The organism is Actinoplanes sp. NPDC026619 (assembly GCF_040638295.1).
In the GTDB taxonomy this organism is placed as follows: Bacteria; Actinomycetota; Actinomycetes; order Mycobacteriales; family Micromonosporaceae; genus Actinoplanes.
On the sequence record NZ_JBEZYA010000002.1, the window covers coordinates 232,379 to 253,521 of the forward strand.

A 21,143-nucleotide genomic window follows, 5' to 3' on the forward strand; every position below is an offset into this window, starting at 1 on the left:
ACGGCGGCCCCCGACACGCGTCGACGTCGGGGGGCGCCGTGCGTGCCGGGTCCGGTCTAGAGTGTCGCGGTGACTTGGGAGCCAGTGCGGACGGCCTACTCGACCATGGCCGGGCCATACATCGATCTCCACGCCGGCTGGCGGCCGGACGGCGACGACGCAGCCCTTGTCCGGCGGCACCTGGCCGGGCGGGACGGCGCCGTTCTCGATCTCGGCTGCGGGCCCGGCCACTGGACCGGCTACCTCCATTCGCTGGGCGTCGACGTGACCGGGGTGGACATCGTCCCCGAGTTCCTCGCGCACGCCGAGGCGAACCATCCGGGCCCGAAGTTCCGGCTCGGGTCGATGACCGATCTCGACGCCGCCGACCACTCGATCGCCGGCATCCTCGCCTGGTTCTCGACGATCCACCTGCCGCCGCCGGAGTTCGACCGCGTCCTCGCCGAGCTCCGCCGCGTTCTGGCCCCGTCCGGGGTGCTGGTCGCCGGCTTCTTCGACAGCGACGACGACGTGGCCACGTTCGACCACAAGGTCACCACGGCTTACCACTGGCCGGTCGACGTCTTCTCCGCCCGCCTGGTGCGGGCCGGCTTCACCGAGGTGGAGCGCCTCCGCCTGCCGTCCGACCGGGTGGACCGCAAGTACGCCGCCATCGCGGCGAGGGTGCCACGAGAGGCCACCCCGGGCTGATGCTGAACGCCACCATCGCGAGCGGCCGCCGGGCACTGACGCTGAGCACTGCCGGGTTGATCGCCGTTGCCGGGCTCCTCTCCGCGTGCACCGCCAAGAGCGGAGACCCGGCCCCGCTGCCGGCACCCGCCGTGACATCACCCGGCGGCTCGGGGAGTGCGGCAGAGGTACGGGAGATCGAGTGCACGGCCGGCGAGGCGCACGTGCGGACCGAGTTCCCGGCCGGCCCGGATGACCTGGTCGCCGGATCCGTCAGCTGGCCCGGTCTTCGCGGCTGGGCCACCGCCGATCCGGCCGACGTCGGCGACGCCGGCTCCGCCGACCGCAAGATCGGCGCGGTGATCCGGGCCGGCCAGGTCGTCACGGTCGCGGTGGCCGACGATTCCGCCGGCCTGAACTACGGCCAGGCCTGGGGCTACTCCCCCGCCCACGCGGTCACCTTCCACGGCTGCGCCGACTCCGACACGGCTTATATCGGCGGCTTCCACGTCGCCGGGCGCCGCTGCGTGCGGCTGATCATCACCGAGGAGGGCCGGGCGCCGACACCGGTCACCGTCTCGTTCTTCGCCGGCAACTGCGCCTCCGCACAGGTCAGCCGATGATGCGGCCGGTCGCCGGACTTCCGGGCCGCAGGTCGGCCACCTTGATCAGGCCGGCCCAGCCGCCGTCGTAGGCGAGCACCACCCGGGTGGATCTCTGCTGGTTGCCGGCGTCATCGCGCTGGACCAGGCCGCGGAGCCTTGTCGCCTCGGTGGCGTCCAACTCGACGCCGTCGGTGGTGCCGGTGGCCCTGACCGTGCCGAGTGAGCCGTTCAGCACCAGGCACTGGCCGGCGCCGCCGACCTCCATGTAGTAGGTGTCGGCGTCGCACATGCCGATGAAACGGCCGAGCACACCGGGACGGTCGGCCGGGGCGACGACCGTGCTGATCGAGTCCTCCACGGTGTAGACCTCGACCGTGTGCGCGCCCGTTGCAAGGGGCTCGTTGCCGGCGTGGCTCAGGACGTAGGCGCCGGTGGTCGCCACCGTCGTCAGGAGTGCCCCGGCCGTCGCGGTGAGGCCGATCAGCCATCGGCGGCGGCGCGGGTGGCCGGAAGTCGTGATCGGACGGTCGAGCTCGAGCGTCGAAGTCATGGGCATCAACCTATGGACGGGCCCGGGGCGCGGCCTGAGTCGCCCTACTCAATCGAGCTAGTGCCAGAGCGGCAGGAAGAAGTAGAGCCAGACGGCCAACGCGAGCGTGCCCACGCTGAAGATCGTGACGAGGAGGGCGCCCCAAAAGACGTCCTGTTTGCCCAGCAGCACCATCGCCCGGTGGAACGCGTTGGTCAGCAGGATGTAGGCGGCGAACGCCGTCGCGCCCGCCCCGGCGAAGGCCATCTCGGCGGACAGCGGTTTCTCGGCGACGACGCTGGCCAGGCCGATGCCCAGTCCGAAGAAGACTGCGAAGACGGCGAGCGGATTCCAGAACGCCATCCGATGGGGCACCCGGTCGTCGGTCGCGCCCCGCATCTCGACCACGAGGGCGATCAGCAGCGCCGCCTGGACCTGCGCGAAAAGGCCCGCCGCATCGGGTGACATGGATGCCAGGCTATCGACACCTCAACTCTGGCGAGTGGCCGAGCTCGGCGAGAATGGCGGCGGTGTGCTGGCCGAGGGCGGGCGGGTAGGAGGCGGCGGTGGGCGGCGTGCCGGCGAACCGGATGGGGGTGGCGAGGGTCGGCACGACCCGGCCGGACGGCGACGTCACCGGGACCACCATGTCGCGGCCGGCCGCGGCGGCGTCGGCCAGGGCCTCGGGCACCGTCTTGATGAGGGCGGCCGGTACCGACCGGGCGACCAGGGCGGTCACCCAGTCGGCGGCGTCGCCGGTCCGGACGGCGCCCTCCAGGAGCGGGGCCAGCTCGTCCTGGTGGCGCAGGCGTGAGCGCGCGTCGGCGAAGCGCGGGTCGGCGGTGAGGCCGGGAACGCCGAGCACCGCGCAGAGCTCGCGCCACATCCGCTCGGTGTTGGCGGCCACCACGAACTCGCGGCCGTCGCGCGCGGTGAAACTGCGGTAGGTCGGGATCGAGTCGTGCCGGCTGCCCTGCGGTTGCGGGGTGATGCCGCCGACCGCCGCGTACACCGCCTGGTAGGACAGCAGCGACAGCTGGCCATCGAGCATCGAGATGTCCGCGGTGCGGCCCTCGCCGGTGCGCTCCCGGGCGGACAGGGCGGCGAGCACGGCCATCGCCGCATACATGCCGGCGACCAGGTCGCCGGCCGGCACACCGAGGCGCATCGCGGGGTCGCCGGGCACGCCGGTGAGGCTCATGACGCCGGACAGAGCTTGCACGACGATGTCGTACGCCGGCTGGTCCCGCCACGGGCTCTCCTGGCCGAACCCGCTGATCGACGCCCAGATCAGCCGCGGCCGGGCGGCCCGCAGAGCGACCGGGTCCAGGCCGAGCCGGGCGGCCACGCCGGGCCGGAAGTTCTCCACCACCACGTCGCTGCGGTCGGCCAGGTCACGGGCCACGCGCAGGCCGGCGGGCGTCTTCAGGTCGGCCACGATGCTGCGTTTGCCGCGATTGTGCGCGAGGTAATACGCGCTGTCGCCGTCCACGAAGTACGGCGGGATGTGCCGGCTCGCGTCGCCGTCCGGCGGCTCCAGTTTGATCACGTCGGCGCCCAGGTCGGCCAGGATCTGGGTGCAGAACGGCCCGGAGAGGAAGGTGGTGAGGTCGAGGACCCGGACGCCGTCCAGGGGTGGGCGGGGCACGGTCACGCCGCCTCGAAGAGGTGCACGGTGCAGGCGCCGTGGTCGAGCCCGCTGATCCCGCCGCCGGTGACGTGGGTGAGCCCGAGCCGGGCCTCGCTGACCTGGCGGTCGCCGGCCCGGCCGGTCAGTTGCCAGAGCATCTCCACGACCTGCGCCGCGCCGCTCGCGCCGACCGGGTGGCCCTTGGCGAGCAGGCCGCCGCTGGGGTTGACCACGGTCCGCCCGCCGTACGTGGTGGCGCCGGATGCCAGCAGTTTCGCCGCGTCGCCCGGCGCGCACAGGCCCAGCGCCTCGTAGTAGATGAGTTCGGCGATGCTGAACGCGTCATGCAGCTCGACCACGTCCAGGTCCTGCGGCTCGACGCCGGCCATCGCGTAGGCGTCGGCGGCCGAGTCGTACGAGATCTGCGGGTGCAGCATGTCCCGCGGGCCGAGATCCATCCGGCCCGAGTGCAGCACCGACGCGAGGACCCGCATGGCCGGGCCGGCGACCTTGTCCCGGGCGCGCTGCGACATGAGCACGAGAGCGGCCGCGCCGTCGCCGGTGGGGCAGCACATCAGCAGCGTGAGCGGGTCGGCGATCGGGCGGGCGGCGAGCACGCCGGCCGCGGTCACCTCGGTGCGGTACTGCGCGTACGGATTGCGGGCGCCGTGCCGCCGGGCCTTGACGCTGACCGCCGCGAGGTCGGCCACGGTGGCGTCGCGCTCGTGCAGGTAGCGCTGGGCGCGCATCGCATACAGCGCGGGCATCACCAGGCCCGCGGCGACCTCGGGGTCGTCGGTCACGAGCGGGAGGGTGCCGCCGCCGAACTGGGTCAGCTTCTCCACGCCGATGACGAGCACGACGTCACGTTCGCCGTTCCGCACGGCACGATATGCCTGGTGCAGGGCGGTCGCGCCGCTCGAGCACGCGTTGTCGACATTGGACACCGGCACTCCCCCGATGCCGACCTCCTTGACGATGCGCTGCCCGGCGAGCATGCCGCCGAACGTGTGCCCGCAGAAGACCTCCTCGACCTGGTCGCGGCCGATGCCGGCGTCGCTCAGCGCGGCCCGCACAGCGGGCACGGCCAGGCCGGCGTAGCTCGACGCCGGGTAGCGGCCCATCGGGATCATCGAGCCGCCGGTCACGTAGACGCCGCTCATCGGGCGAAACTCCAGTCGCGGCCGGCGCCGGTGACCCGGACGACGTCGCCGGGCGCGGTCGCCGTGTCCACCCGGCCGAGCACCCGAAGATCACCATCAAGATCAACATAGGCGAGGTGGTACGGGGTGGGCCGCACGCTCGACACGTGCACGGTGGTGCTCGCATACACCCGGCCGGCGGTGCCCACCGGCCCGCGTTCGACGGCGTCGCCGCCGCAGCGGTAGCAGACCGCCCGGGCCGGGAAGGCCGCGGCGGCGCAGTCACGGCAGCGCGAGCCGACCAGCGCGACCCCGCCGGGAGTGTCTGTCACGTATGCCGCGTCGTCCGCGAGATCAGGAAGAGGTGATGGCATGGGAGGAGCTTAGTGTCGACAGATAGCCGCAATCAAGCCGCCTTCACGATGAATCTGGCTTGATCTGTCGACACCAAGGTCGCCGCTGTCGCAAGATGAAGACCATGCGAGCACCTCGATCAACTGACCGGGTGATCAGCGACGCGGAGATCGCCGCTTTGCGCGCCGACTTCCGTGGCCCGCTGGTCCGCCCCGGCGACCCCGGCTTCGACCCCCGCCGGCCCACCGAGCAGTACGGCGAGTTCCTGTGGAACGGCCGCTTCGCCGGCTCCCGCCCCGCCCTGATCGCCCGGCCCGGCTCGGCCGCCGACGTGGCCGCCCTCGTGTCGTTCGCCCGCGCCGGCGGCTGGCACCCGTCGGTGCGCGGCGGCGGCCACAACACGGCCGGGCACGCCGAGGCGGACAACGACATCGTCATCGACCTGAGCCTGATGCGCGGCGTGCACGTCGACCCGTACCGCCGCACCGTCCGGGTCGGCGGCGGCGCGACCTGGTGGGACATGGACCGCAACACCCAGGCCTTCGGGCTGGCCTGCGCCGGCGGTGCGATCGCGCACACCGGCGTCGGCGGCCTCGCGCTCGGCGGCGGGCACGGCAAACTCACCCGCAAGTACGGCATGACCGCCGACAACCTTCTCGCCGCCGACGTGGTCACGGCCGACGGCACGATCCACGCCGTGGACGCCGGGCACGAGCCCGACCTGTTCTGGGCGATCCGCGGCGGCGGCGGCAACTTCGGCGTCGTCACATCGTTCGAGTTCCGCCTGCACCCGGTGCGCGACGTCTGGCTCGACATGAACTGGTGGCCGGCCGACCGCACCGCCGAGGTTCTCACGTTCTGGCGCGACTGGAGCCGCGGGCAGCCGCCGGAGCTGGCGACGAGCTCGATCGTGGTGAATGCGCCGGACGGCCGCGGCTTCCCGCCGCACATCGTCGGCGAGCGGTTCGTGGTGATCACCAACCTGTGGCACGGCGACATCGCGACCGGCCGCGAGGTCACCCGCCCGGTTCGGGAGTTCGGCGAGACTGCGGTGTCGATCTCCCGCGAGCTGACCTACGGCCAGGTGCAGAGCATGAACGACGGCATCGCCAACGCAGACTTCGGCTACCGCAACTACAGCAAGACCGGCTATCTCACCGACCTGACCGACGAGGCGATCAAGGTGTACGCCGCATGGGGCCCCGGGCAACCGACCCGCGACGGCCTGGTCGAGCTCATCGCCGTCGACGGCCCGCTCAACGACGTCGCGCCGGACGCCACCCCGCTCGGCGCCCGCACCGCCCGGTTCAACCACATCATCGCGAGCGGCTGGACCGACCCGGCCGACGACGACCGCCAGATGGCCTGGGTGCGCGGCTTTCATGCGGCCATGTCGCCGCACTACGACGCCGGGGTGTACGTGAACTACCTCGACCGGGGCGAGCCGGTCGAGGTGGTGGCGCAGGCCTACGGGCCGGCGAACTGGGCGCGGCTGCGCGACCTCAAGCGCCGCTACGACCCGGGCAACCTGTTCCGCCGCAATCAGAACATCCCGCCCGCCTAGAGATCTGCGGCGGTGAGGTAGGAGTTGAAGAGGCGGCCCGGGTCGTACCGCTCACGCAGGCGCTCGAGCCGCGCCGCCGCTTCCGCCGACAGTCCGTGGTCCGGCCGCGAGGCCGGGTCGGCGTCGCTGAACTGCACGCCGGCCGAGAGGTGCGTCATCGCCACCATCGACCCGGTCACCCAGGCGCAGTGCCGCGCGTCGTCGCGAGCCTCGCGCCAGGCCGCGACCGGGGAGACGTAGTTGGCCGCCTGCACCGACCACGCGGCCGGCACCCCGGCGGCCACGTGCCCCCACGGCATCACGAAGACGAAGCTGTCCGGGCCCGGTATGCCGGCCACCATGTCCCGGACGCCGTCCACCACGCCGACGGTCGGGCCGTCGGTCCAGATGCCGTCGAGCTTCCACCGCAGGCCCTGCTCCGACCAGGCGGCGCCGGACTCGGCGTAGATCTCCCGCATGGTCAGCGGCCAAGGCTGCTTCCCGCCGAGCGGCCGTGGGCCGATGTCGTCGAGCGCGGCCAGCAGGGCCGGGTCGTCGAACGCGGTGCTGACCACCGACACGACCGATTCGGCGGCACCGGGCGGGGCGCCGATCTTCACGACCGTCTCGAGCGCGGCGGGCAGGCCCGGCGCGATCTTCTGCGACCACGCCACGACCTCGTCCAGCGCGGCGAGCGGAAAGACCCGGACCGCGCGGTGGATCGCCGGGCGCTCGTAGGTGCGCAGGTGGAGCCGGACGACGACGCCGAAGAAGCCGGGGCCGGCGCCGCGAAGTGCCCACATCACCTCGTCGTCCGCCCGCACGAGCCGGCCGTCGGCCAGCACCACGTCGGCCGCGACGATGTTCAGGCAGGCCGGGCCGTGCACCCGGGCGTTCCATCCGTACCCGCCGCCGAGCGCGAACCCGCCCACGCCGACCGACGGCGCGTGCCCGGCCGGGAAGAACCGGCCGTGCCGCTCCAGCTCGGCGTCGATGTCGGCGCTGCGGGCGGCCGGGCCGACCGACACCAGCTGCGTCGCCGGGTCGTAGTCGATCGACGCCAGCGCGGACAGGTCGAGGGTGAGGCCGCCGTGCCGGATGCCGTTGGCGATCCAGCTGTGGCCGCCCGAGCGGATGCCGACCTTCAGGTCCCGCTCGGCGGCCAGCCGGACGCCCGCGGCCACGTCGTCGGCGTCGGCCGCGCAGAGAATGAGGTCCGGGTAACGGGCCGGGCGGCGGGCGTTCCAGACGGCGTCGCGGCGCTGCTCCTCGTACCCCTGGTCGCCGCGGGCCAGCAGCCGCCCCCTCATGCCGCCTTCTCGCCGGCCTCGGGCTTCTCCCCCGCGTAGTTGTCCATGCCGATGAAGAAGTAGGTGAAGCGCCAGCAACCGTCCGTCTCACGGCGCAGGTTCGCGGTGTAGACGACGCTCGCGCCCAGGCTGAGGCCGTCGGCGGCCCGGGTCACCACGCTGAAGGCCAGCGCGGACGCGGTGCCGGCGGCCAGATCGAGCTCCTCCACCAGCACGTTGCCCATCAGGTGCCGGCGCTGGTCGCCCTGCTCGGCGATGATCCGGGTGAGCCGGTCGAACAGCTCCTCCCGGCCGGAGAAGCTGGTGAACGGCTTGGCCTGGCCCTGGGCCACCTCGAAGACCGTGTCCGGGGTGAAGCAGGAGACCACGACGTCGACCCGGGCCTCGTCGTGGGCGATCGCGAAGCGGTAGAACGCCTCGGCGATCTGCGCGCGGGCGGCGAGCGCGGCCGGGCTCCAGTCGGCCGGCGTCAGCTCCTGCATGTTGATCTTGCCGTCGCGGTGCGCCCAGGCTTGCAGAGGAAGGGTGGTCATGGCGCGTCTCCTTGGATCGGGGCGATTGAACGCGAGGCTAGTGTCGACAGATTTGGCCGTCAACGACTGCCGCCGGGCTGACAAAATATTGGTTGCCGACACCCGGCACGTCGCCCAGCGTAGCGCCGTAAACGGGTCACTAAAGGCTCATATCGGTCAGCAGGACGGGCCCGACAGCCACGCTAAGTGTCGACATAGATTGCTTCCAATTGGCGAAGCCCGCCGTCTCGAGGTGCAGATTTAACCCCGAATCCGCTCATTACGCCTGACGGGTGTCGACAGAACTGTGACTAATTCGCTGGCGAAGGCTTGACCGGGACCGGGTGTCGACAGTAAGTTTCGACCACGTTACCGGAGCCGGAAATTGTGTACCCGGACACACCACGGTGACGTGTTCGCGAATCCCGAAGGAGCACCCGTGTCGCCAGTACTGCAGCCTCCCCCGCGGCGCACGACGCGCCGCTCCGTCCTTGCCGGTGCCGTCGCTCTGATCGCCGGTGGCGCCCTGGCCGCCTGTGGTGGCAGCAGCGGCACCGCCTCCACCAAGGCCGCCGACGGCAGCACCACCGTCACCGTGCTGCGCTCCACCGGCTCGACCTTCGAGCCCCTCTACATCGCCGAGCAGCAGGGCTACTTCAAGGCCGCCGGGCTCACCGTCACGATCAAGGCCGGCGCCCAGGACACCTCGCAGAACGCGCCGTCGGTGCTCAACGGCGAGGCCGAGTTCGCGATGACCGACAGCTCCGGCTTCCTCAAGGCGGCCGCGCAGAAGCTCCCGGTGCGCGTCGTCAGCAACCTGCAGGCCGCGACCACCAAGACTCCCCCGTCGGACGGGCTGCTGGTCAAAAAAGACAGCCCGATCAAGTCGTACGCCGATCTCGAGGGCAAGACCGTCGGCCTGGCCGCGCTCGGCGGGACGCTCCAGTTCATCTGTGAGTACTCGACGAAGCAGGCGGGCGGCGACCCGTCGAAGATCAAGTTCGTGGCGCTGCCGCTGACCTCGCTCAACGACGCCGTGCAGCAGGGCAAGGTGGACGCGGTCTACACGTTCGCCACCTTCCTCGACGCCGGAAAGGCGGCCGGCCTGACCGCGATCGGCCAGGGCACCAACGCGCTGCCCGGCCTGCCGCAGGCGCTGCTCTTCTCCAGCCAGGCGTGGCTGGCCAAGAACGCCGACACGGCCAAGAAGTTCACCGACGCGATCAGCAAGGCGATCGACTACGCCAACGCCAACCCGGACGCCGTGCGCGCGGTCGACACCCAGTACACCCAGCTGCCCGCCGACTACATCAAGAACCGCACCATCCAGCAGTTCAGCGCGCCCATCGACACCGGCGTCATGCAGACGGTGATCACCAATATGGTCGACTTCGGGCTGCTCAAGGCCGCGCCGGACAGCAACTCGCTGCTCTGGGACCAGGCGGCGACGACCACGAACTCGCAGTGAGGTAACCGATGTCCACGACCACCGATCTGGTGGACGCGCCGGCCGCCGACCCCGTCCACGCGGGGCCGGCGGCCGAGCCGCGCCGCAGCCGGATGCTCCTGCTGCAACTGCTCTGCTTCGTCGGCGTCGTCGTGCTCTGGGAACTGGTCAGCCTGCTCGGCCTGGTGAGCGCCTCGGCGCTGCCCTCGCCGTTCGAGACCGCCGCCCGGTTCGGGACACTTCTCGCCGACGGCGGGTACTGGTCCGCGGTCGGCGAGACCCTGCGCGACGCGGTGGTGGGCCTGCTGGCCGCCGCGGTCATCGGCGTCCCGCTCGGCCTGGTCACCGGCACGTACGTGGCGGCCGAGGAGTCATCCCGGCTGCTGGTGGACTTCCTCCGGTCGTTCCCGGTGATCGCGCTGCTGCCGGTGTTCCTGCTCGTGCTCGGCTCGACACCGTCGATGAAGCAGACCGTCGTCTTCATCGCGTGCGTGTTCCCGGTTTTCCTGCAGGCACAATATGGCGCCCGCAGCGTGCCCCCGATGATCGCCGAGACGGTCCGCGCCTACCGCATCCCCCGGCTGCTGCGCTTCCGCCGGGTCATCCTGCCCAGCGCCACCCCGTCGATCATGACCGGGCTGCGGCTCGCCGCCACCACCTCGGTGCTGGTCGCGATCGGGGTCGAGATCCTGACCACGCTGCCCGGCATCGGGCACGAGGTGACCCAGCAGCAGCAGAGCGGCAACTCCGACGCCGCGTTCGCGTACATCTTCACGGCGGGCATCCTCGGCTACGGCATCAACCGGGCGTCGATGTACCTCGAGACCTCCCTCATGCGCTGGCGCCCGCCGGCCCATCCGAGCTGATCGGAAGGCGTACACCATGAGATCTTCGTTCCTGAAGGCCGCCGCCAAGCAGCTCTGGCTGCCGGTGGTGGTGATCGCCGCGCTGTTCGCGCTGACCGCCGGCAGCACCAGCTTCTACTTCCCGCCGTTCAGCCAGATGCTCGGCGCCATGTGGACCGGCCTGACCGAGGGCGAGCTGGTCGGCGACCTCTGGTTCAGCCTCAAGAACATCCTGGTCGGGCTGGCGCTGGCGATCGTCGCCGGCGTGCTGCTCGGGCTGGTCATCGGCGAGCGCCCGACGCTGCGCCGGGCCACCGCCCCGCTGCTCGACTTCGCCCGCGCCACGCCGACCATCGCGTTCGTCCCGGTGATCGTCCTGACCCTCGGCATCGGCGCGGCCCCGAAGGTCTTCCTGATCTTCCTGGGCGCGCTCTGGCCGATCCTGCTCAACACGATCAGCGGCGTGGAGAGCATCAACCCGGCGGTGCTCGAGACCGCGCGCAGCTACCGCATCCCATGGTGGCTGCGGCTGCGCCGGGTCGTCCTGTTCGGGGCCCTGCCGCAGATCTTCGCCGGCATCCGGGTCGCCCTGTCGGTGGCGGTGGTGCTGATGGTGGTCAGCGAGATCTACGGCTCGCCGATCGGGCTCGGCAACTTCATCCTGCAGAGCGGCTCCAGTTTCGCCGTCCCGGAGACCTGGGGCGGCACCATCCTGATCGGCATCCTCGGCTACGCGCTCAGCGTCGTGCTGCTCGTCATCGAGTTCGCACTGCTGGGTTGGTACCACCAGCGCGCACCGCGCGCCAAGGCCGTCCGCACCATGGAGAACGAGGTGACACCGGCATGACCGCCTGCACCGAGCGGCACACCCGCGAGTTAACCGCCCACGCCGCAGGCGAGGGCCAGAAGGGCATGCCTAAGGAGGGCACAGCATGACCGCCTGCACCGAGCGGCACACCCGCGAGTTAACCGCCCACGCCGCAGGCGAGGGCCAGAAGGGCATGCCTAAGGAGGGCACAGCATGACCGCCTGCACCGAGCGGCACACGCGCGAGTTGACCGCCCACGCCGCAGGCGAGGGCATGACCGAGGAGGGCACAGCATGACCGTCGAGAACGCGCGCGGGTTGCCGCTGACCGTCGCCGGCCTGCACAAGAGCTACGGCCGGCTGGACGTGCTGCGCGACCTGAACCTGCGGGTCGATCCGGGCGAGTTCGTCTGCATCGTCGGCCCGTCCGGGGCCGGCAAGACCACGCTGCTGCGGTGCCTGTCCGGCCTGATGCCGGCGAGCTCCGGCACCGTGCGCTACGGCGACACCCTGGTCGACTGCCCGCAGCAGGACATCGCGGTGGTGTTCCAGGACTACCGGGGATCGCTGCTGCCGTGGATGAGCGTCCGCGACAACGTCGCCTTCCCGCTGCAGGGCGCCGGCGTGCGCAAGGCCGAACGCCGGGAACGGGCCGAGCGGAGCCTGGCCGCGGTCGGGCTGCCCGGTGTCGGCGACAAGTTCCCGTGGCAGCTGTCCGGCGGCATGCAGCAGCGCGTCGCCATCGCCCGCGGCCTGGCCTACGACGCGCCGGTGCTGCTGATGGACGAACCGTTCGGCTCGGTGGACGCACAGGCCCGCTTCGAACTGGAGGACCTGGCACTGGACCTGCGCCGGCAGCTCGGCATCTCGATCATCGTGGTCACCCACGACATCGACGAGGCGGTCTACCTAGGCGACCGCGTGGTGGTGCTGGGCGGCAGCCCGGCCACCGTGATCGACACCATCGCCGTGGACCTCGGCGCGGAACGGGACCAGATCGCCACCCGCGCGCTGCCGCGCTTCGCCGACCTGCGCACCCGAGTGCTGACCGAGATCCGCGGCGGCCGCCCCGAAACAGCCCGCCCACCCCGCAACCCGATCGGCACAGTCGCCTGACAGGCCCGCTCAGCACGGCCTGACAAAACCGATCGGCGCGGCACTGCTCGGCCCGGCCGGCCCGCGGGCCTGGCGCGGTCAGATCGGCCGCTGCCCGGCTCGGACAAATCGGCGCTGCCCGGCGCGGCGCGGCCAGCCGCCGGGCAAGGCCTGGCCCGACCGGCCGCGGCCCGACGCAGCCAGATCGGCGCAGCCCGACGCAACCCGATCGGCGCAGACCGGCGCGGTCGGTCAGCACGGCCTGATGCGAGCGATCAGCACGAGCTCCCACGCGGCTCGATCAGTGCGGTGACAATGTCGCTGCCCACCGTGCCACTGCCGTGACGACGGCGTCCGGGCGCTCCGGCAGCAGGGCGTGTGAGGCGCCGTCGACGACGGCCACGCTGACCCGGGGGCCCAGGGCCGCGGCGACCGCCTCGCGGGTGGCGGGTGGGCGCCACGGGTCCTGGGCGCCGATCAGGTCCAGCACCGGCACGCCGCCGGCCCGCTCCCAGCCGTCGCTCGGGGCCGACGCGCGCTGGGCCCGGGCGGTCGCCGGATGCCAGCCGGTCAGCCACGCGTCGACGTCGTTGCCGGGCGCGAAGAAGGAGCGCCGCAGGGCCGCCCGGCACTCGGCCGGTGTGGTCTCGGCCGCCACGCAGCGGGCCAGGTCGGCGGCCTGTTCCGGCGCGGGCGGCCCGGGACGCGCCGCGGCGGCAAGCACCACCCCGCGCACGGCGGCAGGCGCGATGGCGGCGGCTGCTCGCACATAGCGGCTGCCCGCCGCGTGCCCGAGCAGGATCGCCGGGCCGCCGCGCTCGGCTGCGACGGCCGCGAGCAGGTCACCGGCCCAATCCGCGTAGGTCAGGCCGGTCAACTCGCCCGTGCCGCCCACGCCCCGCGGCTGCGGGCGCAGCACCCGCATCCCGGCGGCGGCCAGGCCGGCCGCCACCGCACCGAAGTCCTCGCTGTCGCGACCGAACGAGGGCGCCAGCACCATTAGGGGCCCGCGGCCCTGAGCCACCACCGCAGTCATGGCCACACCACCACCGTCGGCGGACGCGCCACCACCGCTGTCAACACCCGCGCCATCACCGCCGTCGGCGGACGTGTCGCCAGCTCTGTCACGGCTGCACGCCCGCCTCCGCCATCAGGTCACGGGCCGCGATCGCGCCGAACACCAGGCCGTCGGTGAGGCCGCCACCGTGCTGGGTGAGATGGCCCCAGACGCTGCCGTTGCCGCCCGCGGCGTACAGACCGGGGATCGGCCGGTCGGCCTCGGTGAGCACCCGGGCGCGGGCGTCGCGGCGTGGTCCGCCGCAGGTGGTGGCGACGCCCGGCCACATCTTGATCGCGTAGAGAGGTCCGGCCGCGAGCGCGCGCATCGTGCCGGCCGGGCGGCCGAACTGCGGGTCGTGCCCGGCCTCCGCGTCCGCGCCGAAACGGCCGATGGTGGCGGTCAGGACGGCCGGGTCCACGCCCAACCGGCCGGCGAGGGCGGCGGCGTCCGGGGCGCGCACGATCCAGCCGCGCTCGATCTCGGGGCTGTTGTCGGCACTCCAGGCGTACTCGTTGGGGCCGCGCATGCGGGAGACCGGCCCGGCCGTACGGCAGGTCTCGTCGAAGACGGCGTACGCCGGCAGATGTGGGTAATGCTCGGCCGTCGGCAGCACCGTGCCGAACAGGCGCAGCTGGTCGTGGCCCTCACGGCCGGCCTCGGCGCCGAAGCGGCGTCCGTCGGCGTCGACGAACAGATGCCCCGGGTCACGGAAGCCCAGCCCGAACCCGGCCGGATGATCGGGTGACCGGAACGCCCACCAGCCGAACCAGTTGCTCATGTGCCACAGCGCCGCGCCCGCGCGCTGGGCGAGCCGGGTGCCGTCACCGGTGTTGCCGAGGTGTCCGAGCGCGACCACCCCAGGCACCGGCAGGTAGGTGTCGCACAGCCCGGGCGCGTTCTCGAATCCGCCGGTCGCGAGGACGACACCACGGGCGGTGATGCGTTCCGTCCCGCACGCCGGTCACCCGGCCGTCCTCGATCAGCAGGTCGTCGGCCGAGGCGCCGAGCCGGACCTCGATCGGCCGCCGGGCGACCGCGTCCACGAGCAACTCGGCCAGCGCCTGGCCCGGAGTCTCGCCGCCCAGCACCTGGTAGTAGCGCACAGTGCCGGCGCCGGGCAGGTTCGGCCAGCACTGCTCGGCGTCGACCGGCCCGGTCCCGGCCCCGAGCGCACACAGCCATTTCTCAAGGCCGGCAAGACCTTCGGCGTACGCGGTGAGCACGTCCCGCCCGGTCCGGCCGAAGCTGAGCGCCTCGAGGTGATCGAGCCCCGCCTCGACGAGATTGCCGCCGGAGTACCGGCAGTTGCCGCCCAGGTGGTCCGACTTCTCCAGCAGCAGCACCCGGGCGCCGAGGTCGGCCGCCGCGACCGCGGCGGCCATCCCGGCGACGCCGCCGCCGACGACGATCGCGTCCACGTCGAACTCCAAACTGTCGACAAGCTGAACCGTTTGATTGCCCGCGTCGGGGAATATGAGCCCGTTGACCAACCAACTGTCGACAACTTACCGTCCGGCGTCTTAGGCTGCCAACACCGAAAGGACGCCGATGACGAAACGATCCCTGGCCCTCGCCGTCGCCTCGTTCGAGGCGCTGGAAACCGCCGCCACGGCCTGCGAGGCCGCCAACCTCGACCGCGCCTGGACCACCGAGCTGCGCTCCCGCGACGCCGTCGTCCGCGCCCAGCACGTCGCGACACACACCAAGCGCCTGCTCACCGGCACCGGGATCGCGTACGCGTTCACCCGTCACCCGATGGCCATGGCCGCGGCCGCGGTGGAGGCCGCAGCCGCCACCGGCGGACGGCTCACGATCGGCGTCGGGGCCGGCACCGCGCACACCCGCGGCGAGTTCGGCATCACCTTCGACCACCCCGCCGCGCGCCTGTCCGAATACGTGGCGGTCATGCGGGCCGCCGTGGACGCCGATCGGGGCCTGGAGTTCCACGGCCGCTTCTACGACGTCAGCATGCCGGGCTTCGCGTTCGGGCATCCGCGCCCGCTCCTCGACGACGTGCGCTTCTACGGCGCCGCGCTGATGCCCACCGCGCTCAAGGCGATGGCCCGGTCCTGCGACGGGATTGCCCTGCATCCGTTCGGGCACCTCGAGAACTACCTCGACGACGTGGTGCTCCCGGCGGTGTCCACCGGGCCGCGCAACCCGGTCGTGGCGGCCTGGATGATCGCCTGCGCGCTGCCCGACGCGGACGAGGCCCGGCGTCTGGCCAAGGCCCAGATCTCGCTGTACGCGGCCCAGCCCGGCTTCACCGCCTTCTTCGAGCACACGTCGTGGAGCGCGCAGGCGGCAACGGTGCGCGACGCCGTACGGCTGGGTTCGGGCCCGCAGCCGTGGGCCGAGATCGGCGCCCGCCTGATCCCCGACGAGATGCTCGACGACCTGGCCGCGGCCGGTGATCCGGCGGCGGTCGCCGCGCGCGTGCGGGCCAAGGAGGAGCAGCTCACCCGGCAGGGGGTCGACGAGCTGACCCTGCAGATCCCCGGCGTGGCGCTGCCCGCGGAGCGCACCGGCGAGGTGCTCGCAACGCTGACCGCGGCGCTGGCCCGGTGAGTCTTCCGCGGTACGACGAGCTGCCGCCGGCCCCCGCCGGCGGGCGCAGCGCCTGGGGTGTCTTCGGTGCCGGCGACCAGCTCGGCACACTCAACCTGCAGACCGCCGACCGGATCCGCGCCGCCGCCGCGCTGGTGACCCGCGGCGCGATGTTCCCGCTGAACGCGCCGATCGACGCGTTCGCGCACGAGCAGTGGGGCCGCCGGATCCCCCGGCACGAGACCGTGCACGAGCCCGGCGGAATCTTCTTCGACGACGTGCTGCAGGACTTCGGGCCGCAGGGGTCGAGCCAGTGGGACTCGCTGGGTCACGTCGGCTACCGGCCCGGCGAGTTCTGGAACGGCGCCACCGAGGCAGACGTCGCGGCCGGCCGCCGCAACACGATCGACGTGGTCGCCCGGCGCGGGATCGCGGGGCGCGGCGTGCTGCTGGACATGCCGGCCACCTTCCGAGAGCTCGGCCGCGACTACGACCCGGCCGCCTCCGTCGCCTTCGGCGTAGAAGAGCTGGAGACGGCGTACGCGATGGCCCGCGTAACTCCCGAAGCCGGTGACATCCTGATGCTGTACACCGGCTACGCCGAGAATTTCGCGGCGCTGACCACGAGGGAACGCACCGAGCGGCCGTTCGTCTGCCCCGGGCTCGCCCACGACGAGCAGGTGGTGCGCTGGCTGTGGGACCGGCAGCTGTCCGCGATCGCCTCGGACAACCTCGCGATCGAGGCCTGGCCGATCGACCTCGGACCGGACGCTTTTCCGTTCGGCGCCCTGCACAACATGCTCATCGGCCGGCTCGGCTTCACCCTCGGCGAGCTGTGGGACCTCGCCGCACTCGCCCGCGACTGCGCCGCGGACGGCCGGCACACGGTCTTCCTGGTGAGCGCTCCGTCGAACATTCCCGGCGGGTACGGCTCACCCGCCAACGTCGTCGCCCTCAAGTGATTGGAAGAAAACGATGGCCATCGAACAGTCCGTCCGCTTCGACCACGTCGGCATCTCCGTGCCCGACCTGGAGAAGGCCACCGAGTGGTACTGCGCCACGCTCGAACTGACGGCCGCGCCCGCGTTCGCGGTGACGGGCACCGACCTGCGCGGCATCATGCTGCTGCACGAAGCGAGCGGCTTCCGGATCGAGCTCCTGCACCGCCCGGGCGCCCGCCCCGGCCTCACCCCGTCGAGCGCGCTGGAGGCAGCCGGCACGCTCGGCTTCGGGCACATGTGCCTGTGCGTGGCCGACGTGCCGGCGATGTACGACCATCTGATCGCCGCCGGCTGCACCACGCGGATGGTGCCGTCCCCCTCACCGCGGGCCGGCGCGACCGTCTCGTTCGTGGCCGACCCGTGGGGCAACCTCATCGAAGTCATCGACCGGGCGTGAGCCCTCTTTCCGGCCGGGTCGCCCTGGTCACCGGGGCGGGCCACGGGCTGGGCGCGGCGTACGCGCGGGCCCTCGCCGCGGCCGGCGCCGCCGTTGCGCTGCTCGACATCGACCTGCCCGCCGCCCGCCGCTCCGCGGGGCGGGCGCCGGGCTCGATCGCCCTGCACGCCGACGTCACCGACCGCGCATCGGTGACCGCGGCCGTCGACGCCGCCGTCGCCCGCTTCGGCGGCCTCGACATCGTCGTGAACAACGCGGGCGGGTCACGCGGCTACATCGGCGAGACCGACCCGGACGACGCGTTCCGGCAGACCCTGGAGCTCAACCTCACCTCGTCCTGGATCGTCTGCGACGTGGCGGTGGCGCACCTGCGGGCGCGTGGCGGCGGCCGCATCGTCAACACCACGTCCAACACCGCGCTGCGGCCGCCGGGCGACGTGTCGACCGCGTACGTGGCGGCGAAAGCCGGCGTCATCGGCCTCACCCGGGCCCTGGCCAAGCAGTGGGGGCCGGACGGCATCACGGTCAACGCCCTGGCGCCGGGCCTCACCGCCCACGCCGACCTGCGCGAGCGCCTCGATGGGGCGACCCTCGACGGCATGCTCGCCACCGCGGTCGGCGAGCAGTGCCTGAAGCGCCCCGCCGAGGTGGCCGACCTCGCCGGCGCGCTGCTCTACCTGGCCGGGCCGGGCGCCGCGTTCGTCACCGGCCAGGTGCTCACGGTCGACGGTGGTCTGACGTTCTCCTGAGCCCGTCGATCGCCTCGAACCCCAGCAGGGTGCCGCTCACCGCGAGGGTGCTGGCGATCTCCAGGGCCGCCAGGATCTGTGCCGGGGAGGCGCCCAGAGCGAGGGCGTTGCGGATGTGCGCGCGGGTGCCCGGCGCGTACAGGTGGGTGGTGGCGGCGTCGAGCGCGATCACGATCAGCTCGACCACGACCGGCGGAAGATCGGCGCGGCGCGCCGGAAGGGCAGACATCCGGCGGTACGCGTCGATGTAGTCCGGATCGAGGCGCAGCACCGGTTCGAGCGGCGGCGGAAGCGCACCGCGATCGGCGACGTAGCGCTGCCGGATCTCCTGCTGCGCCGGCGTCAGCTCGTCCGGGAGGGGGTGGCCGGCCGCGGCCATCTCCTCGGCCAGGATCGGCCCGGCCAGCGTCATGGTGTGCACGCCGAGCAGCATGGCCAGCTCGCAGACGCCGATCAGCTCGGTGGTCGTGGCGCCGTGCGCGTAGGCGTCCGCCACGCGGGCCCGGGCCGACTCGCCGTGCCGGTGGGTGCAGGAGACGGCAACCGCGAGACCGATGAACGCGCGCACCTTCGGCTCGAGCGCGCCGCCACGGGCGGACACCGCCGCCAGCTCGCGGTACGCCGCCGCGAACTCCGGGTCGAGATCGTCGAGCGCGCTCATATGTCGGCGACGACCGTCCGCGAGGTGAACCGCCAGCCATCGGCGCTACGCACGAACGAATCCCGGTGCGTACCGGAGATGGTGATCCGCCGCTCGTTGGTCTCCGGGTCGATCTCGAGGAACGCCACGTAGGACACGGCCGACGCGCCCGCCTCGGTGGCGTTCAGCACGACGTTGCCGGTCCAGTGCCGGCCGAGGCCCTGCCGCTTGCGCGCCGCGGCCTCGGCGAACGCGAGCAACTCGGCGGCGCCCTCGTGCCGGAAACGCGGGTGCTCGCCGGCGGCGACCGAGGAGACCGCCTGGTAGACCCCGTCCGGGGTGAAGACGGCGGCGAAGTCGTCGGGCCGGCTGTAGTCCAGCGCGTGGCAGAGCCGGTGGATGAGTTCGACCAGATCGAGCCGGTCGTCGGCGGTAAGACGCTGCATGGCGAGCCTTCCGGGATCAGACGAGCGTGCGGCCGCCGTCGATGTAGAGCACCTGCCCGGTCATGAAGGCCGAGCGGTCAGAGCAGAGCAGCAGCACCGGGCCGACCAGGTCGGCCGGCACGCCGAGGCGACCGGCCGGGACGAGCTCCTCCATCGAGGAGCGCATGCCGGGCTTCGCCAGGTACGCCGCGGTCAGCCCGGTCTCGATATAACCGGGCGCGACCGCGTTGACGGTGACGCCGTGCGGCGCCCACTCCCGGGCCATCACCCGCATCAGCTGGTTCACGCCGCCCTTGCTCGCGGCGTACGGCGAATGGTCCTTGTGGGCGAGCAGGCCGGACACCGACGACAGGTAGACCATCCGGCCGTACCCATTGGTGACCAGCCGTTCGCCGACCGCCCGGCCGAGCCAGAAGCCGCTGTTGAGGTTGATCGCGATGATCCGCTCCCAGACCTCGTCGGGAGTGTCGAGGACCGGCCGGCGGTCGTTCATACCGACCGCGTGCACGAAGATCTCGACGCCGCCGAGCACTTTCTCGGCCTCTGCCACCGCGTCGCGGCACGAGACGGGCGAGGTGAGGTCGGCACGAACCGGGTGAATGCCCTCGGACTCGATCGCCGCGAGGCGCTCCTCGTCACGGTCGAGCACGGCGACCTCGGCGCCGGCCCCGGCCAGGGCCGTCACCAGGGCGGCGCCGATCCCTCCGGCGCCGGCCACGACGGCGCGGCGACCGGCGAGCTCCAGCCAATCGGACATAGGGCGTCTCCTTCGGGGTTTCGGCGGCGAGTCGACGCTAAGCTCAGGACAGAGAAATGTCCACACTTCGCGGCGTGCGCTCAAAATTTCCGCGCCATAGTCCTGACAGCTTGACACCCACGCGCGGTCCGAGAAGGATAAGTGTCGACATTTAGCGACGAGCCAAGAAGGAGAACTCGATGAAGCTGGTCACCTTCGACGACGGTCTCGTGGGGCGGATCGCCGATGACGTCGTCGTCGAGTTCGACGTGCCCAGCATGCGGGAGTTCTTCGAGCGCGACGGCGAGGTCACCGAGACCGGGCGCACCTTCCCGCTCGCCGGCGTCCGGCTGCGCGCGCCCATCGTGCCCAAGAAGTTCTTCCACACCGCCGGCAACTTCGCCGAGCACCACGAGGACCTCGTCCGGGTCGACTGGTCGCACCCGGTCAACAAGGGCATCGTGTTCTTTCAGAACGTGGACGCGATCATCGGGCCGGAGGACGACATCGTCTACCCGGAAAACCTGACCCGCGAGCTCGACTACGAGCTCGAGCTGACCATGGTGATCGGCAAGGGCGGCAAGTTCTTCTCCGCCGACGAGGCCGCCGAGCACATCGCCGGCTATCTGATCTTCAACGACATCACCGCGCGGGACATCCAGCGCAAGGAGATGGAGTCCGGCGTCTTCTCGTTCTCCAAGGGCATCGACACGTTCTGCCCCATCGGTCCGTACATCGTGACCGCCGACGAGATCGGCGACCCGCACGACCTCGACATGGAGCTGCGCGTCAACGGGGATGTGCGGCAGAAATCGAACACGTCCCGGATGCGGGTGTCGATCCCGCAGCTGGTGGCCTACCACTCACCGCAGGTCTACAGCCCCGGCGACCTGATCACCACCGGGACCATCGCCGGGGTCGCGGCCAGCACCACCGACCCGTTCGCCAACTATCTCAAGCCCGGCGACGTCGTCGAGGCGGAGATCCAACACCTCGGCGTGCTGCGTAACCGGGTGGTCTCCTGGAAGGACGCGTACGGCACGGAGGCGCCGCCGGCGCAGCAGTGGGTCTGACCGAGA

General features: G+C 72.1%; 23 protein-coding genes and 1 pseudogene. 12 read left to right on the forward strand and 12 right to left on the reverse strand.

Going from position 1 to position 21,143, the window contains the following annotated elements:
* The first annotated feature begins 69 nt into the window (after positions 1-69).
* Together AB0E90_RS06200 and AB0E90_RS06205 are read left to right on the forward strand one after the other, a co-directional pair.
* Complete coding sequence (locus AB0E90_RS06200) at positions 70-690, forward strand: class I SAM-dependent methyltransferase (RefSeq protein ID WP_360400063.1); 621 nt, start codon at positions 70-72, stop codon at positions 688-690.
* Positions 690-1,292 carry a hypothetical protein gene (locus AB0E90_RS06205; RefSeq protein WP_360400066.1) on the forward strand — a complete coding sequence of 201 codons (603 nt, stop codon included), beginning with the start codon at positions 690-692 and terminating at the stop codon, positions 1,290-1,292. The genes AB0E90_RS06200 and AB0E90_RS06205 overlap by 1 nt, the downstream gene beginning before the upstream one ends.
* On the opposite strand, the gene AB0E90_RS06210 is transcribed toward AB0E90_RS06205, so the two are convergent.
* Genes AB0E90_RS06210 through AB0E90_RS06230 form a run of 5 tightly spaced genes read right to left on the reverse strand, consistent with a single transcriptional unit; the run spans position 1,282 to position 4,949 of the window.
* Entirely contained in the window at positions 1,282-1,824 is a 543-nt protein-coding gene (locus tag AB0E90_RS06210) for a hypothetical protein (RefSeq protein ID WP_360400069.1), read from the reverse strand. The two genes, AB0E90_RS06205 and AB0E90_RS06210, sit on opposite strands and share 11 nt — an antisense overlap.
* A 57-nt stretch (positions 1,825-1,881) precedes the next feature.
* Positions 1,882-2,271 (reverse strand): hypothetical protein, encoded by a 390-nt coding sequence (locus AB0E90_RS06215; protein WP_360400072.1) that lies wholly within the window; start codon positions 2,269-2,271, stop codon positions 1,882-1,884.
* Positions 2,272-2,281: 10 nt separating this feature from the next.
* Complete coding sequence (locus AB0E90_RS06220) at positions 2,282-3,457, reverse strand: CoA transferase (protein ID WP_360400075.1); 1,176 nt, start codon at positions 3,455-3,457, stop codon at positions 2,282-2,284.
* On the reverse strand, positions 3,454-4,596 hold the full coding sequence (locus tag AB0E90_RS06225) for a thiolase family protein (RefSeq protein WP_360400078.1): 1,143 nt from the start codon (positions 4,594-4,596) through the stop codon (positions 3,454-3,456). The genes AB0E90_RS06220 and AB0E90_RS06225 overlap by 4 nt, the downstream gene beginning before the upstream one ends.
* Positions 4,593-4,949 carry a zinc ribbon domain-containing protein gene (locus AB0E90_RS06230; RefSeq protein ID WP_360400081.1) on the reverse strand — a complete coding sequence of 119 codons (357 nt, stop codon included), beginning with the start codon at positions 4,947-4,949 and terminating at the stop codon, positions 4,593-4,595. Before AB0E90_RS06230 ends, AB0E90_RS06225 begins: the two co-directional genes overlap by 4 nt.
* A gap of 104 nt (positions 4,950-5,053) precedes the next feature.
* On the opposite strand from AB0E90_RS06230, the gene AB0E90_RS06235 reads away from it, so the two are divergent.
* Positions 5,054-6,493, forward strand: a complete 1,440-nt coding sequence (locus AB0E90_RS06235; protein ID WP_360400084.1) for an FAD-binding oxidoreductase — start codon at positions 5,054-5,056, stop codon at positions 6,491-6,493.
* On the opposite strand, the gene AB0E90_RS06240 is transcribed toward AB0E90_RS06235, so the two are convergent.
* Together AB0E90_RS06240 and AB0E90_RS06245 are read right to left on the reverse strand one after the other, a co-directional pair.
* The gene (locus AB0E90_RS06240; protein WP_360400087.1) at positions 6,490-7,782 is read right to left on the reverse strand and encodes an FAD-binding oxidoreductase; all 1,293 of its coding nucleotides are present in this window, start codon (positions 7,780-7,782) and stop codon (positions 6,490-6,492) included. The two genes, AB0E90_RS06235 and AB0E90_RS06240, sit on opposite strands and share 4 nt — an antisense overlap.
* A complete protein-coding gene (locus tag AB0E90_RS06245; RefSeq protein WP_360400090.1) occupies positions 7,779-8,315 on the reverse strand; it encodes a nuclear transport factor 2 family protein in 537 nt (178 codons plus the stop codon). Before AB0E90_RS06245 ends, AB0E90_RS06240 begins: the two co-directional genes overlap by 4 nt.
* Positions 8,316-8,733: 418 nt before the next feature.
* Here AB0E90_RS06245 and AB0E90_RS06250 point away from each other — a divergent pair, with 418 nt between their 5' ends.
* From AB0E90_RS06250 to AB0E90_RS06265, 4 genes are all read left to right on the forward strand, one after another.
* The gene (locus AB0E90_RS06250) at positions 8,734-9,762 is read left to right on the forward strand and encodes an ABC transporter substrate-binding protein (RefSeq protein ID WP_360400093.1); all 1,029 of its coding nucleotides are present in this window, start codon (positions 8,734-8,736) and stop codon (positions 9,760-9,762) included.
* Between the two features lie 8 nt (positions 9,763-9,770).
* Complete coding sequence (locus AB0E90_RS06255) at positions 9,771-10,607, forward strand: ABC transporter permease (RefSeq protein ID WP_360400096.1); 837 nt, start codon at positions 9,771-9,773, stop codon at positions 10,605-10,607.
* Between the two features lie 16 nt (positions 10,608-10,623).
* Positions 10,624-11,433: an ABC transporter permease gene (locus tag AB0E90_RS06260; RefSeq protein WP_360400099.1), complete on the forward strand. Its 810-nt coding sequence runs from the start codon at positions 10,624-10,626 to the stop codon at positions 11,431-11,433.
* Between the two features lie 254 nt (positions 11,434-11,687).
* On the forward strand, positions 11,688-12,509 hold the full coding sequence (locus AB0E90_RS06265; RefSeq protein ID WP_360400102.1) for an ABC transporter ATP-binding protein: 822 nt from the start codon (positions 11,688-11,690) through the stop codon (positions 12,507-12,509).
* Between the two features lie 280 nt (positions 12,510-12,789).
* Here AB0E90_RS06265 and AB0E90_RS06270 read toward each other — a convergent pair whose 3' ends face one another.
* Entirely contained in the window at positions 12,790-13,524 is a 735-nt protein-coding gene (locus AB0E90_RS06270; protein ID WP_360400105.1) for an alpha/beta hydrolase, read from the reverse strand.
* Between the two features lie 88 nt (positions 13,525-13,612).
* Positions 13,613-14,966: pseudogene (locus AB0E90_RS06275) on the reverse strand (FAD-binding protein).
* 130 nt (positions 14,967-15,096) lie between these two features.
* Here AB0E90_RS06275 and AB0E90_RS06280 point away from each other — a divergent pair.
* Genes AB0E90_RS06280 through AB0E90_RS06295 form a run of 4 tightly spaced genes read left to right on the forward strand, consistent with a single transcriptional unit; the run spans position 15,097 to position 18,242 of the window.
* Positions 15,097-16,116: an LLM class flavin-dependent oxidoreductase gene (locus AB0E90_RS06280; RefSeq protein ID WP_360400108.1), complete on the forward strand. Its 1,020-nt coding sequence runs from the start codon at positions 15,097-15,099 to the stop codon at positions 16,114-16,116.
* Positions 16,113-17,057, forward strand: coding sequence for a cyclase family protein (locus AB0E90_RS06285; RefSeq protein WP_360400111.1), 945 nt, complete (start codon positions 16,113-16,115; stop codon positions 17,055-17,057). Before AB0E90_RS06280 ends, AB0E90_RS06285 begins: the two co-directional genes overlap by 4 nt.
* Before the next feature lie 13 nt (positions 17,058-17,070).
* A complete protein-coding gene (locus AB0E90_RS06290; RefSeq protein ID WP_360400114.1) occupies positions 17,071-17,493 on the forward strand; it encodes a VOC family protein in 423 nt (140 codons plus the stop codon).
* The gene (locus AB0E90_RS06295; RefSeq protein ID WP_360400117.1) at positions 17,490-18,242 is read left to right on the forward strand and encodes an SDR family oxidoreductase; all 753 of its coding nucleotides are present in this window, start codon (positions 17,490-17,492) and stop codon (positions 18,240-18,242) included. Before AB0E90_RS06290 ends, AB0E90_RS06295 begins: the two co-directional genes overlap by 4 nt.
* On the opposite strand, the gene AB0E90_RS06300 is transcribed toward AB0E90_RS06295, so the two are convergent.
* Genes AB0E90_RS06300 through AB0E90_RS06310 form a run of 3 tightly spaced genes read right to left on the reverse strand, consistent with a single transcriptional unit; the run spans position 18,211 to position 20,085 of the window.
* Positions 18,211-18,903, reverse strand: coding sequence for a carboxymuconolactone decarboxylase family protein (locus AB0E90_RS06300; protein ID WP_360400120.1), 693 nt, complete (start codon positions 18,901-18,903; stop codon positions 18,211-18,213). The two genes, AB0E90_RS06295 and AB0E90_RS06300, sit on opposite strands and share 32 nt — an antisense overlap.
* Positions 18,900-19,328 (reverse strand): nuclear transport factor 2 family protein, encoded by a 429-nt coding sequence (locus tag AB0E90_RS06305; protein ID WP_360400122.1) that lies wholly within the window; start codon positions 19,326-19,328, stop codon positions 18,900-18,902. The genes AB0E90_RS06300 and AB0E90_RS06305 overlap by 4 nt, the downstream gene beginning before the upstream one ends.
* A gap of 16 nt (positions 19,329-19,344) precedes the next feature.
* Positions 19,345-20,085 carry an SDR family oxidoreductase gene (locus tag AB0E90_RS06310; protein ID WP_360400124.1) on the reverse strand — a complete coding sequence of 247 codons (741 nt, stop codon included), beginning with the start codon at positions 20,083-20,085 and terminating at the stop codon, positions 19,345-19,347.
* Between the two features lie 179 nt (positions 20,086-20,264).
* Here AB0E90_RS06310 and AB0E90_RS06315 point away from each other — a divergent pair, with 179 nt between their 5' ends.
* Entirely contained in the window at positions 20,265-21,137 is an 873-nt protein-coding gene (locus tag AB0E90_RS06315; protein ID WP_360400126.1) for a fumarylacetoacetate hydrolase family protein, read from the forward strand.
* Positions 21,138-21,143 lie beyond the last annotated feature (6 nt).